Annotated in this window: 4 protein-coding genes; all 4 read right to left on the reverse strand. The window is 63.3% G+C overall.

What is annotated here, in order from left to right; all coding sequences use genetic code 11:
* Window positions 1–4,173, reverse strand: a 4,173-nt coding sequence (locus JH25_RS22230) for an SDR family NAD(P)-dependent oxidoreductase (RefSeq protein WP_032877028.1), incomplete at its 3' end; no start/stop codon positions are given.
* Window positions 4,170–7,502, reverse strand: a complete 3,333-nt coding sequence (fabD, locus tag JH25_RS0126895; protein ID WP_164699498.1) for an ACP S-malonyltransferase — start codon at window positions 7,500–7,502, stop codon at window positions 4,170–4,172. The genes JH25_RS22230 and fabD, both read right to left, overlap by 4 nt.
* 73 nt (window positions 7,503–7,575) lie before the next feature.
* Complete coding sequence (locus JH25_RS27610; RefSeq protein WP_050549326.1) at window positions 7,576–13,806, reverse strand: SDR family NAD(P)-dependent oxidoreductase; 6,231 nt, start codon at window positions 13,804–13,806, stop codon at window positions 7,576–7,578.
* 141 nt (window positions 13,807–13,947) lie between these two features.
* On the reverse strand, window positions 13,948–14,853 hold the full coding sequence (locus tag JH25_RS22225) for a hypothetical protein (protein WP_032877029.1): 906 nt from the start codon (window positions 14,851–14,853) through the stop codon (window positions 13,948–13,950).
* Between the last annotated feature and the right edge of the window lie 8 nt (window positions 14,854–14,861).

Here is a 14,861-nt window from a genome sequence, read left to right on the forward strand (position 1 = left end):
CAGCACCTGGCACAATAGTGTCTGCAAAGGCTCCAGCATTAGCCCGCCACGCAATTGCAGCGAGCCACGACCTTCGACGGCCATGGCAAACAGCGCGAGCATGTTTGCCATCCGTTGTGTTTCGCAAGGCATCACGCTGATCAGTTGCCGCGGGCATTCCAATGCCAGCGGCGTGCGTGCCTCCCGCCCCGTCCCTGCAACGCGCAGCCATGGCCGGGACAACGCCAGGTCAACCACCTCCATTGCCGCCGACAAACCGATCAAGCCGGCGCCTGTTTTCTCACGTAGCACTTGCAGCGCAGGCGAACCGGCCAATGCGCCTGCGTCCGCCCAGTAACCCCAGTCGATAACGGCGACCGCACAAGGCAAGTGCTGCGCCAAATAGCCGCCCAGTTCATCGATGAAACAGCACCCGGCTGCATAGTTGCTCTGATTGGGCGATCGCTCGAAGGCATTGATCGAGGAGAAAAACACCAGGAAATCCAAGGGCGGTCGTTGCAGCGCCTGCTCCAGCGCAGCGCCGGTAGCGACCTTTGCCGCCAGCACCTGGCTGAACTCCTCGCGGCTCATACGTTGAACACTCTTGCCCCGCATGACCATGGCTGCATGGATCACGCCATGCACCTGGGCGTGCTGGCCGTGCACCCAGTCCAGAGCCTCGCGCAACGCTTGCGGATCGCCCGCATCGGCAGGCAGGTAAATCGGGGCCGGCCCTTCACTCGCCAGACGCTCGATGTCGGCGCGGATGTTTTCGTCCAGAGGTCGCCGGCCTATCCAGTACACCTGAGCCTGGTAATCGACGATCAGGCGTCGCGTCCAGGCCACACCGATCCCGCCGGCACCACCGATGATGATGTAGCACCCACCCTTTCGGTAGACCGGAGGCGCCGCGCAATAATTGACCTCCCGCAGCACCTGGCAATACCACTGACCTTCGCGCCACGCCCCGCTCGCGCCTACCGGCAGGGCAGCCAGTGGCGCAAGCGACGGTGAAGCCGCCATCGGCGCCAGGGGCAGGTCCACCACGCGGACCTGCCACGTTGGGCACTCGTTCGCCAGCGTGCCCGCCAGACCGTGCACGGGCGCATGCGTGGGGTCATGGCGCTCGCCCGGCAGCACCTGCAGTGCCTGGCGAGTCACCACCAGAAACTCCAGCGGGTGCTCCCGCACCTTCAGCATCAACAGCCCCTGGCACAGCGCGAACAGCGCCATTACCCCGTGTTCCTGCGCAGCAGTGGCAGCCTGTGCAGACCAGGCTTCGCCGCTCGGGATCGGGGCCAGCCAGATCAGGCGTTCGAAAGCGCCGGCATTGCCGAGCGCGTCCCGCCATTGCTCTGCCGACCAATCCGATTGGCCTGCCAGCACGCTGGCCTGGGTGCTGCCAGCTGACCAGGCCTGTGCCTGTGCCGGGTCGGCGCTGATAATCAACGTGCAGCGCTGTGCCTCTGCATGCCCTTCTTCAACAGGGTGCAGCACACGCCATTCGACGCTGTGGACCTTGGCCTTGGGCGATTGCTCTTGTTGGACTGGGGCGGCCTTGAGTACAAAATCTTTGGCCGTGGCGCAAACGCGTCCGTCCTCGGCGATCCATTCAATATTGAATCGGCACTGCTGCGCGCCCGTCGTGGCAGCGCTGACATGCACCCAGTAGCGCTCAGGCAACGGAGCCGACAGCTGCAACTGGCCGACCGAAAATCCCAGCCTGGCTTGCTCACCGGATTGACGTATGGCCAAAAGCACCGCTGCTTGAAAAGCCGCATCGACAGCGGCCGGAGAAAACGGCAGGTCATCGGCCGCACCCGCAGGCACCACGACCAACGCCAGCAACGATTGATCACCTTGCAGGTGGCTGTCCTGCAACACCCGGTATGTTGGCCCATATGCCATGCCGACGTTGCGTAATTGCTCATACAGCACCTCCCGCGTCAGCCAGGCGTCAGGGTGAGCCCGCCTCAACGCGTGCACGTCACGCCGCACCTCATCAGTCTGGCCGGGCGCCAGTGTGCCGCTGCACAACGGATGCACCAGGCCCTCGACGCGCACCTCGAAATCGGTTGCCCCGGCGCTTGCTGGTCGCAGGCTCACACGCAGCAGCGAACCCTGTAGCGGCACGTCCAGGGCCTGCAGCCACGCCACCTGGCTGGCGCACCAGCCCCCCGCCGGCAGCGCCCCCCAGGCGCGAGCCGCGACCGCCAGCGTCACAGCCCCGGCGACCCGATGCTGGTCGGCAATCACATGGTCACCAATCGACGGGTCATGCCGTTGCAGGTGGTACTCCAGTAGATCGGTCGGCGCGGTGGGCAACCAGAAGCGGTCACGGGCGAACGGGTAACTCGGCAGGCCCAGGTGGTGGCGCGTCTGGTCACTGAACAGCACGCTGAACTTCACCGGCACCGCGCAGCAATAATGCTCGGCCAGCGTTTGCAGGTGGGCCAGGTAGGCCGACGGCTCGTGTGCCAGCGTCGGCAGTGCCTTGATCAGGCGTGCGGCATCAAGTTGGCGCACCGCTGCGCCCTCCTCGTCCATCTCAGGTGCCTGGACCTCGGCCTGCGAGGCAGCCAGTAGTTGAGCAATCAGCGTGTCGCGATCACTGACCACCCAGGCCTGCCGGCAGGCCAGGTGTTCGCGGCCGGTGAGCAATGCCTGGCTGAGTTGCACCAGGCTGGCAGATGCGCCGGCACCCTGCAGCCAGTCATGCAACGCGCTGCATTGGCGGCGCAAGCTGGCCGGTGTCTTGGCCGATAATGCGATGAGCCAGCCGGGACGGGCCGCCACGTCGACCTCGGCACACGCGGGCGGTTGTTCCAGGATAAGGTGACCGTTGGTCCCCCCGAATCCGAAGGAACTGACCCCTGCCCTGCGTACCCCTGACGCTGGTTCCCAAGGCTGCAGGCGGGTCACCGGGTAGAAGGGACTGCCTTGCAGGTCGATCCGCGAACTGAGTGCAGAAAAATGGCAAAGGGGAGCCAGTTGCCCGGCCTTGAACGAGAGCAAGACCTTGATCACCCCCGCAACGCCCGCCGCCGCCTCCAAATGGCCGATATTGGATTTGGCCGAGCCCACCCCACAGGTCTGCGGTTCGCTTGCCTGCGGACAAAATGCCTGGCGCAGGCCTTGGATCTCGATAGGGTCACCCTTGGGGGTGCCGGTGCCATGGGCTTCGATATAACTGACACTCGACGCCGGAATGTGCGCATCCCCAAGCGCCTGCTCTATCACCTGCGCCTGTGCCGCAGAGCTGGGGTAGGTCAGCGTATGGGTCTTGCCACAGTGATTGACCGCGCTGCCCTTGATCACGCCGTGGATCGGATCACCGTCCGCCAGCGCCTTGGCCAGGGGCTTGAGCAGCAGCAAACCGGCGCCCTCGCTGCGCACATATCCGTCCGCCGCTTCATCAAAACTCTTGCAGGCCCCCGTGGGGGACAACATGCCGGTTTTCGCAAACGCGATATGCCGGGTTGGTGTCAGCAGCAGGTTGACCCCGCCAGCCAGGGCCAGCTCGGTTTCACCCAGGCGCAGTGACTGCACGGCATGATGGATGGCACTCAGCGAACCGGAACAGGCGGTGTCCACCAGCACGCTGGGGCCGTGAAGGTCGTAGAAGTGCGAAATACGGTTGGCAATCACGGCCGCTGCGTTGCCCGTGGAGTGATGGGCATCGATGGGCAACCCGGCGCTTTCCAGCAGTTGCTTGTAGTCATAATTGAACGCGGCAACGAACACCCCGGTGCGCGAGCCGGCCAGCGCGGACGGCACCACGCCTGCGTCTTCAAGGCAGGCCCAGCTCAGCTCCAGCATGATGCGTTGCTGGGGGTCCATGATCCGCGCACTGGCAGGCGCGATGCCGAAGAAGCGTGCGTCGAACGCATCGACCGCATCGATGCACCCGGCGTGACGTGCGTGACTTCTATCGTCTTCACTCGTGGGGTCGCCCCAGAATGCTCGCCAATCCCAACGGCTCGCCGGAATCTCCGTAACGCTGTCCCGCGCGTTCGCCAGGTTCTCCCAAAACTGCTGGTAGTCGCCCGCGCCCGGTACCCGGCAGGCCATCCCGATGATCGCGATATCACCGGGGTGACGATGCTTGCCGGCCTCCGCGGCATCGCCGAAGCCTCCCTCAGTGTGCGTGTGCCCGGCCAGACGACGAATCAAGGATGACAGTCGATTCTTCATGTCCGCACACTCCCGGCCATGCGTAAGGGGGCGCCCTCGTAGGCGGGCCGCCCCTCCGTCTGCGCCGGCGCTGCGGGCGTCAGCATGGCGCGCAAGCGGGTGTTCAAATAAGCGGCGGCGGCGTTCATCAGCCGCTCGGCCACGAGGTCGACGTGCCGGTTGCGCCAGTCCTCCAGGTCGGTACCCTTGACCCATTGGTTAAACGCGCCCATCGAGGGCCCGCAATGCACCTGGTAATCAACGCGCTGCGCCTCGCTGCCAGTCATGGCCAAGCGTGTGCTGTGAATGAAATACCAGCGGAACACCAGCGCCATTTTGTGCTTGGGGTTGCTAAGAGCCTTGTCGATTTCCTGCGGCGCAACCTTGCTGTAGTAGGCACGTGTTTCTTCGAAGACTTCATCAAAGCTACGCTTGAAGAAACTGTCCTGAATCTGCCGGGCGGTCTTTTCATCCAGCTCGTCCAGTGAGTCGTAACGACGCCACAGGTCGTAGAGTTTGTTGGCCCGTGCCGGGAAAAACACCCCGCGCTTGAGTACCTGTACCCTGGCACCCAGTTCGAACATGTCACCGGCAGGCGCGTAATCGGTGTCCTGCACGTTGATGTCCTGCAGCAGAGTCTTCACCACATCGCTGGTACCGGCCTCGGGCGTGCATTGGTTGATCGAACCGGTCACCACAAAGTCGGCCCCCAGCATGAAGGCCGCCGCCACAGACTCGGGTGAGCCGATGCCGCCTGCGGCCCCCACCCGTACCCGTTCGGTATACCCGGCAGCCTGGCATAGGCTGTCACGCAAACGGATGATCGTCGGCAGCAAGACCACGGTGACGCCCATGTCGGTATGCCCACCGGAATCGGCCTCTACGACCAGATCGTCCGCCATCGGCACCGACTGCGCCCACTGCGCCTGCTCGGGCGTCACCAGCCCTTGCGCAAGCAGCTTTTCCACCACCCGCGCAGGAGCCGGATCAAGAAACTGCTGGGCCACCTCCGGCCGCGAGACTTTGGCGACGATCCGGTGGCGCGCCTCGATCCGGTCACCCACCTTGATCAGGCCGCGCAACCGGTACAGCGCCAGCGCCGGGGTGATTTGCATGAAGGCCGCGGCTTCTATCACCGTAACGCCTTTACGCATGAACAACTCGACCAGCTCGATTTCCTTGTGGGGGTTGGACAGGTTGCAGACCAGGTTCATGCCGAAAGCGCGCGGTTGGGTGCGTTGAGCGATTTGGACAATGGCCTGTTCGACCGCTGCGGTACTCAAGCCGCCCGCGCCGAAGAACGCCAGATACCCTGAGTTGACAAGCTTGACCACCAGTTCCACCGACGCGATGCCCTTGTACATGCCACCGGCCATATAGGCATACCGCAGGTTGTAGGCCTGGCGGAATGCGGCGCTCCCCAACCCCTCGGCTGTCAGCGCCAGGCCCGGCACGCCGTCGTCATGCCGCGCAGCCAAAGGCAGCGGTGCAACCACGGCAGATGCCACGACTGGCTGGGCTGGCGAACGGTTTTTTTCGATTTTCGCTTGCAGATTGGTCAATACATTGCCGGGGCCAATCTCCTTGAACTGGGTGATGCCGGCCTGCAGTAAATACTCGATGCTTTCGACCCACTGCACCGATGACGTCATTTGCCGCGCCAACTGGCTGGCGATAGCTTCCTGCTCATAAGGGCGTGCGTCGACATTGGCGATCACCGGCAGCGTCAGGGGCTTGAAGGTCACACGGGCCAGCTCAGCCGCAAACGCTTCTTGGGCGCCACGCATGTAGCGGGAGTGGAAAGGCGCGCTGACATTCAACGCGACACAAATACCCGAGGCGTCTTCAATCTGCGTACGCACGCTTTCCAGTGCGTCGAGCGGTCCGGCCAATACGGTCTGTTGCGGGGCATTGAAGTTGGCGAAATCCAGCTGTGTACTCCCAGCCTGGCGCAACACCTGTTTGATCGTCGCAAGATCCAGATTCAGCACAGCCGACATGCCGCCCCCGGTGGCCTCGGACATGAGTTCGCCGCGCCGCTTGACCAGGCGCAATCCGGTTTCGAAGTCATAGGCGCCGGCGGCAAACAAAGCGCAGAACTCGCCGAGGCTGTGCCCGAGCACATAGTCGGGGGGCGCGGCATCGCCAGCCTGAGCCAGGTACGACAGTACATTGACCACATACAGGGCAGGTTGGGTGAAGCGGGTCTGGCCAAGTTCGTTGCGCGGATCGTTTTCGCACAGCTCACGGATCGAGTAGCCCAGCACGCGATCGGCACAGGCCGTCAGTTCGGCAAAGCGTTCGAACAAGCCCTCACCCATTCCGCGAAACTGCGAGCCTTGCCCGGGAAACATGTACACCGTTTTGCTTTGTTTCATAGCCATGATCTCCGCGCTGACAACGCGCTGTGCCGAAGAAGTGATGCGCCGCTCGAAGGAGCGTGCCGAGGTATCGAAGGGACTCAGAATGAGGCTGTCGGTGGATGCCGAGTGGGCACTGCGACAGCGTTTGGCGAAATTGGCCATCGATCCGGACGGGCCGGCGTCGAGGTATTCATGGGGGCCCAGGCCTTCAAGGTATTCAATGGCGGGGGCCAACTGCAGTGTCGAGCGCACCACATGCCACAGGTGCTCGGGGGCGAACTGGCTGACGGGGCCGCCAAGGGTTGACGAGACATAGCCCATCCGCGGTGTGCGCAGTTGCAATGCCTGGCTGGTTTGAATGAATGCGTCGCGCAATGGATCCATGTGCGAAGAATGAAATGGGCGGTTCACATCAAGCCTCTGAAACACCACGTTGCGCCGCGCCAACTGCATTTGCGCCGCAGCCAATGCAGAGACTGTCCCGCTGATGACCAGATGTTGCGGATAGTTGATCGCCGCCAGCTCAACCTCGATGCCGTCGGCCTGCAATTGCTCGAACACGGCGATATCGGCCAGTACGGCGGTCATCCCTCCCGCCGGGCAATGCTCATGGAATAATCGAGCCTGACGAACCACAAAGCCCAACGCCTGCTCGGCGTCAAGCGCACCACTCACAGCCGCCGCAGCCACTTCTCCCAGGCTGGAGCCGAGTACATGGTCGGGGTATACACCGTGCTCGATCAGCGACTGCGCCAACGCATACTCGACCATGAAGATGGCCGGGTGCGTCACCAGAATGTCGTCCAGCGCCGCTGCCTGGGGCTGGTCGCCATACAACCCATCCAGCACCGAATACCCGCCGGTTTGTCGCACGACCTCATCCAGCGCGCGCATGTGCCGGCCAAACCCGGCGTGCCGCTCATACAGCGCCCGCCCCATGTGACGGTATTGCGACCCCTGTCCTGAAAACATAAAAACAATGGACACGCTGGTTTCTCCTATGAACTGCTCAAACCCGGGCACGGCCGCGCCCTTGAGGCGGAGCCTTGCCGCTCCACCTTCAGAATTCGCCTGCGCGTCGCCCTTGGGACTTACCACCCGGTGTATCAAGGTGCAGGCGTAGCGCACGCGCCAAGGTATGGACGTTGCCCGGGTTGAGCATCGACATATGGCCACCGTCCACCGTGGCCACATGGGGGCTCGCGGTCAGGTAGGCGCAATAGCGCGCCAGGGTGTGGGGAAGACTGCTTGCGCCGAGAATGCTTTGCGCCGCGATGATCACGCAGGTGTCGCCGGTGAAGGTGTGGGTGGGGCGATAGTCGACACTCATGGCGATCTGCGCCGCCAGCCATGCACCCGGACCCTGTGCGGGGCCCTGGTTGAGGCTGGCATCACGCATCAGCTCGCGTACCTGCTTGAGGGACACCACGGCGCCTTTGTCCTGGGCGTCCAGCAGGCGTGCGCAGAGCGGTGTATCACCCAGGAAGTAGCGCAACTGCGCGCTGGTCAACACCTCACCTTGAAGCTCTTGAGGTACATAGAAAAAGCTGTCGAGCATGAACAACTGCACCTGGCGTCCGCGTGCCTGGAGTTCAACCGCCACCTCGAAAGCCACGCTGGCCCCAAAAGAGTGTCCGAGCAAACGGACGACGCCAGCGGGGCAGCGACGGGTGACGGTATGAACATGCGCAGCGACCATGCGCTGCATCGACAGATCTGGCGGTGCCTGCGTATCCAGCGGTGGGTACTCCAGCACCTGCAACTGCGCGACATCGCCAAGGGCCGCGGCCAATGCATGAAAAGACTGCGCGGCCGCACCCGCGGCGGGGAAACAGAAGAGCCCTTGCTCGCCAGCGTGATTGAGCAGCGTCACGACCGGGGCGGGCTCACGCAACGGCGACGCAGGCATGCGGCTGAGCGCGGACGCTGGCGAGTCCGCGCCCGCCAGCGAACGCCAATCCACGTCCAGGCCCTGGGACCACAGCTGCAATAACGGCAAGGTGCCGCCTTGATCCAGCCAGCCCTGCACTTGATCGGCCAGGCCTGGCAATGCCATGACGCGATTGAGCACACTGGCATCGACCTCGGCGTTACCCACTTGAGCGTAAGCGCTGTGCTCATCGGTTTGCAGATAGGCGCGCAACTGCTCGGCCAATGCCTCCAGGCTGACCACACTGAGCCCCAACCGTACGGGCATCAAGCCACTGCCGGCCTGGGTCACCCTGGCGAGGGTGTGCAGGTCCACGTCATGGTCGGCCTGGCCGTCGATCAGGTGCAACAAGTTGTCCGCCACCTGCCGTAACTGCGCCGCACTGCCGGCCGATAACAGCACCACGACCGGGCTTTGCCGGTCGGCCCGTTGCTCAGGCTCCGCCAGGGTAACCACGCGTTGAGGAGCCGGGCGCTCCTGCACCTGCGGCACCCGCAGCGAAGCCGGCTCTGCGCCATGGCGCTGCGCCTGTACCTGAGCCACCAAACCGGCCACGGTCGCATCTTCCAGAACACTCCCGGGGTCGAGTTCGACGCCGTAGGTACTGCTGATCTGTGCCAACAGTTGAGTCAGCAGTACCGAGTCGAAACCGAAGTCATGCAGATCGGTGTGCGGGTCGATATCGCCCGCGACGGTTTTCAACAATTGACACACCAATGCCACCAACTCATCGAGCAGCGCTGTATCAGCAATTACCCCACCGCCAGCGCTGGGCTGGCGCTCGATATCGGCACACGCCATCACCACCTGGATGTCGGCAATCGCGGTGGTCAATTCAAGCACGTTGCCAAAAGCCTGGAACGTATCGGCGGCCAATTGGATATCGAAGCGTTCGTTGAGCAGCCCGGTCATTTGGACACTGCTCACCGAGTCCATCCCGTAGTCACTCCAGGGATCATCATCGCCGATGTCCTCCAAACGCACTTTGAGGGCCTCGGCGACCACTTCCCGCACGCCCTGGGCAACCTGCGCCCGGGTCAAGCCCGGTGCCGGCGGCTGCGATTCGGCCGTCCGCGCCCCTTGCAGGTGCGCCGCCAGTGTTTGCAGCGTCGGATGCTCAAACAGCGCCGCGGTACCCAGTTCGAGTGTGTAGGTGCGATTGATGGCGGTTGCCAGCTCGGTCAGCATCACCGAGTCAAAGCCCATGTCCGCAAATGCCGTGGTGTCGTCGATCTCTTGCGCGTCGACTTTGAGGATCTGCCCGACCAGCCCACGCAAAGTATCGCTTGGGTCCACCTGACTGCGCGGTGCCACGGCAGCGGCAACCCCCACGCCAAGCCCGGCTACCAGTGCCTCAAAGGTGGCGCCCTGCCCTGGCAGTACCAACCAGCGTGCGCCGCCTTGGTGGATGATATGGCGCAGCACCTGTAGTCCCTGCGTCGTCGCCAAAGGCCGCAGGCCGGTTGCCTTGGTCATCGCGCCCATGTGCTCAGGGCTCAACTGCATGCCTCCGTCCTCCCACAGCGGCCAGTCGATCGCGATGGTATGGCCCTGTCGAGTGCCGTCAGCCACCTGTCGATTACGATATTCAGCGAATTGATCCATGAACGCGTTGGCGCAGGCATAGTCGCTTTGACCCGCATTCCCCAAGGCACCCGCGATGGAGGCAAAGGCCAGGAAGAACTCCAGGGGCTGGTCTTGCGTCGCGCAGTCCAGGTTCCACAGGCCGTCAACCTTGGGCAGCAACACCTGGCGCAGGTGCTCGGCCGATTTGTTCCTGAGCAACCCATCCTGACGACAGCCGGCGATGTGCAGCACACCCGTGAGCGATCCCACGCGAGCTGATACTTCCTGCACAAGTGCGCGTAAAGCTGTCGCGTCCGCGAGGTCGGCCGTGCGATGCAACACCTGCGCGCCCAAGCTCTCGAGTTGCTCGATATGGGCCGCCATGTCGTCATCCGGCACTCCACGCCCCACCAGTACCAGGCTCACGCCCTCTGCTGCGCGGGCGATATCCAGCGCGATGCTGCGTGCCAGGGCGCCAGAAGCTCCCGTGAGCAGGTAAACCCCCGTAGGTTTCCACGGCGCGGCACCCGGCTCGGCCGGCAGTTGTTCGTCAGGCCGGCGCTGCCAGCTGGCGCTGAACAGTTGACCATCACGACGGTGCAGGGCGAGTTCCGCATCTGCGGTGCAGGCGCTCTGCAGCAGTGGCGGCAACGCATCGCCCGGCTGCAGGTGGAGCAGTTGCACCCGCAATGAAGTTTGCTCGCGGGCAAATGATCGCAGCAGCCCGAACAACCCGGCGAACAGGCCTGAGCTATCGTCGTCGGCGACGACCAGTTGCGCCAGGCAACCTTGCCCGTCGTGCGGTAATTGGCGCAGGTGCTCGCTCAATGCTTGCGCGGCCCGGCAGTAGCGCTCAGGCAATGTCAGCCCCTGATCATCGCCGGATTCGAGCAGTACGCATTGGGCTTGGGGAAAGTGCTCGGCAACCTGGGCGGCGTAAGCTTCGCTGCCCGGGCACAGGTAAATCCGGTGAGCGTGTGAAAGGCCGGCCCAAGCAGGTTCGACAAATGCCTCAAGGCCGGGTGTCATCAAGGCCAGGCTGGGCGGCGCAGGCGCTCGTGCCATGACCCGTGAGCGCAGGCCATGCAGATGCACACAGGGCTCGCCTTGAGCGTCGAACACCTCCACATCGAAGGCAAAGCTGCCACGACCGCCACCCGATGTGTGTGCAGTAAGCCTCACCCAGGCGGGTGTGCGCCTGGAACGGCCCAGGGTCAATTGCTCCAGGGAGAAAGGCACCTGGGGCCCTTGCGATGACTCACTGCCTGTGGTGAAACCCATGGCTGCCTGCAGTGCACTGTCGAGCAGACAAGGATGCAAGCGGAACTCATCACCCGGCTTGAGGAAGTCTGGCAAGCGCACATGCCCCAGCACTTGCTCGGCGCCGCCACGCAAGGCATGCAGGCCCTGATGGCCAGGGCCATATTCGATACCCACGGCGGCAAAATGGCGATAGAACTCGGTGGTCGACGCCGCGCCTTGCGCCAGCGCCGCGAGTGCGTTCACGTCCAGGTGGGCCAGGGGGGCGGGCTCTGCAGGCACCGACGCCTGGCCGCGGCAATAGACCTGGCGCACCGGTTCGCCCCCCGGCTCACGGGTAAGCCAGGCAAAGAACTCGAACTCCCAACCGCTGCCCTTACGAGCCTGTTCCACAGCCAGGGTAAGGGTGACTGGATCGTTAAAGCACTCGAAGGGGCGCACCCACAGGATGCTGTTCAGGGCCAGGTCGGCTTGCCCAGAAACCCGCGAAAGCGCCGCCAGCGCCATTTCGAGGTAGACCACGCCCGGCAGCACCTTGCGCCCGTTGACACGGTGGTGGTCGAGAAAAAATTCGTCGCCGCAAAACTGCGCTTCAAATTGCTGGCTGTCACCTGCCGTGATCTGTCGTGACAGCAGCGGATGCGGGCCGTCGCCGGGTGCAGCGAAGCGCCCGAGCACTGCAGTCTGCGGCGCAGGTGGCACCCAGCAGCGTTCCCGAACGAACGGGTACAGCGGCAGGCTGATTCGGGCCGGCTGGAACCCTTGATACAACTGCGCCCACTCGACCTGACCGCCGCTGACCCAGTGACGCATCACCGCCTGGTTATCGTCCATGGCCGGCGATTGCACTGGCACCGCCGTTTCGCCCGCACGCAGGCGTACCGGCTTGAGCGCCTGGCCAATGAGCACGTCGGGATGCTGGGCCCCGTCTGCCAACGCAACCAAGCGTTCCTTGAGCACCTGCACTGATTGGGCCGTGAACGCGGCCCGCGCGTCCAGGGCTTCGCGGCCCACCTGCAAGGTGTAGGCAAGATCATGCAAACCCGCCAGGTCGCAGGCCAGTGGCGTTTGCTCCAGGCGCCCCAGCAACAGCGCCGCTACCGCCTGCAGGCGCTCATGCGTGCGTGCCGACAGCACGATGAGGACGTCGCTCGGCAACGTCGGTACGTGGGTGTGGGCCTGCGCCTGGGGGGAATACTCCTCGACCACCAGGTGCGCGTTCGAACCGCCGGCACCAAATGACGAAATACCTGCACGGCGCGGTTGCACAGCATCGGCGGCGCCCTTGGGTAGCCAGGGCTCCAGGGTTTGTTGGACGTGAAACGGGCTGCCGGCAAAATCAATATTGCGATTGAGCTGCGTGGAGTGCAGCGACGGCACCAACTGGCGGTGCTTGAGCTGCAACAAGACCTTGGTCAGGCCGGCTATCCCCGCGGCGCTTTCACAATGGCCGATATTCGATTTGATCGAGCCGATGGCGCAGGTTTGCGGTTCAAAGCCGTCAGCTTCGAACACGGTGCGCAAACCTTCGATTTCGATCAGGTCGCCTAGGGCCGTGCCGGTGCCATGCGCTTCTATGTAGCTCAGGTCGCTGGACGCCAGGCCGGCCTGGTGCAACGCCGAACGCACGGCCACGGCCTGGGCCGACGATTTGGGCACGGTAAACCCGGTCGCCCGTCCGCCATGGTTGATTGAACTGCCCTTTATCACTGCATGGATACGGTCGCCGTCGGCGATGGCCTGGGGCAACGGTTTGAGCAACACGGCGCCCACGCCTTCGGCCGGCACATAGCCGTCGCCCCCTTGGCCAAAGGTCTTGCAGCAACCCACACTGGACGCGAAACGGCCCTGGGCATGCAGCAGGTACTTGTTGGGATGGATCGACACATTAACGCCACCGGCAATGGCGTACTCCGACTCGCCACTGCGCAGGCTCTGACACGCCAGGTGAATAGTGGTCAGCGAGGATGAGCACATGCTGTCGAGCGTGAGGCTGGGGCCGCGAAAATCACAGAAGAATGACACGCGGTTGGCGATGGAGGCAGGCAGTGCGGCGACCAGCGTCTGTGCGGTGCTGAAGGCGGTGTATTCGGTGTACTGAACGCCAACATAGACGCCAACCCGGCCTTTGGCGCTCAAGCTCTGGCGTGTGTAGCCGGCGTCCTCGAGCACGTGGTAGGCGCACTGCAGAAACAGGCGCTCCTGCGGGTCCATGATCTCGGCTTCACGCGGTGAAATGTTGAAAAAGCGCGGATCGAATTCATCGACTCCACGCAGGAAGCCGCCCCACTTGCTGTAGGTCTTGCCGGAGACACCCTTGGATGGGTCATAGATCGCGTCGTGGTCCCAACGTTGCGAAGGGACCGTGGTAATGCAATCGCGACCCAGCTTGAGGTTTTCCCAAAGCTCCTCGATATTTTCGGCCTGGGGATAGCGGCCCGCCAGCCCGATAATCGCAATGTCGAAAGCATGCGGGTGGGTATCCGACCCGGACGCATTGCCGGCATTCTCATTGCTGTCGAAGTCTTTGACCATGTTCAGTATCGACCCTTGGAGAATTCTTGAGGAATGGCCGCCAGGCGACCCCACATCATTCTCAACTTACAAGAATTCGATCCTGACCAAACCTATGAGCGGTTATAGGTTTGCCCACACAGCCAAGGTAGCCCGCCGGTTTCAGGCATCACTCACCCGTTGCAACAATGTCTGGCAGCGCAGCCCATCGGCATTGGCAGTCAACATCACCAGGCCGCCATGCACCTGCTGCGCACGCGCCTGGTAATCGCACAGGTTGATCAGCGAATCAGCGGAAAAACAATGCCCCACCCGCGTCACGTTATCCACATACAACTGTGTACCGCTCACCCCCTGCCGGCCTTCCTTGATCTTGAGCACTGGCAGGAACACGTTGCTGCACACCACCTGTTCCAGGTCCGCCGTATTAATCTGCTGGCGGTGCATAAACTGCTCATGCACCTCACGGAACAGCCGGGTGTCATCCTCCTTGGGGTCGTGTGCCAGCCCGGCATTTGACCTGGCCAGGCTGCCGAGCATCTCGAAGCCGCGGCGGCGCCCTGAAGTCACCAGGCAACTGGCAGCACCGTCACTGAACAACGCGTAATGCTGGAACCGGAAAGCTTCGTCTTCGATACGATTGGCCGAGACCACCAGCACATTGTCCAGCCCGGCCAATACCTGGGCGCGGGCGACCTCAAGGCCTGCCAACAGCATGGTGCAATCGCCCCATGTCACGCCCAGCGGGAAGGCGCGAGCCAGTTGCAGCTCGCGCAGCAGCGGCAGATAGTCCACCACCTGGCCCGACTCGAAATTGCTGCTGCACACCACCAGCGCATCAATGTCACAGCCCCGTAAGCCGCTGCTGGCCAATGTGCCAGCGACTGACTCAACCAGCAGTTCGCCGACCGAGCGTGTCGTACGCCAGTAGGTGCCCCAGCCAAACACACTGGCGAAATCGGGCATGCTGTGTTGCTTGCACACCGCCTCGAAAGAAGCCGCGTCGCGATAATCATGGGCCTGTTCACCCAAGACATAGGCGGTGGAGGCCAAATAGGCAGTTCTCATCGTTACTT

The organism is Pseudomonas sp. BRG-100 (genome assembly GCF_000737955.1).
GTDB classification, from domain to species: domain Bacteria; phylum Pseudomonadota; class Gammaproteobacteria; order Pseudomonadales; family Pseudomonadaceae; genus Aquipseudomonas; species Aquipseudomonas synxantha_A.

Bases quoted from the DNA above. Each gene is read 5' to 3' on its own strand.
- JH25_RS27610 (WP_050549326.1), bottom strand. From the start codon at position 13,806: ATGGTCAAAGACTTCGACAGCAATGAGAATGCCGGCAATGCGTCCGGG.
- JH25_RS22225 (WP_032877029.1), bottom strand. From the start codon at position 14,853: ATGAGAACTGCCTATTTGGCCTCCACCGCCTATGTCTTGGGTGAACAG.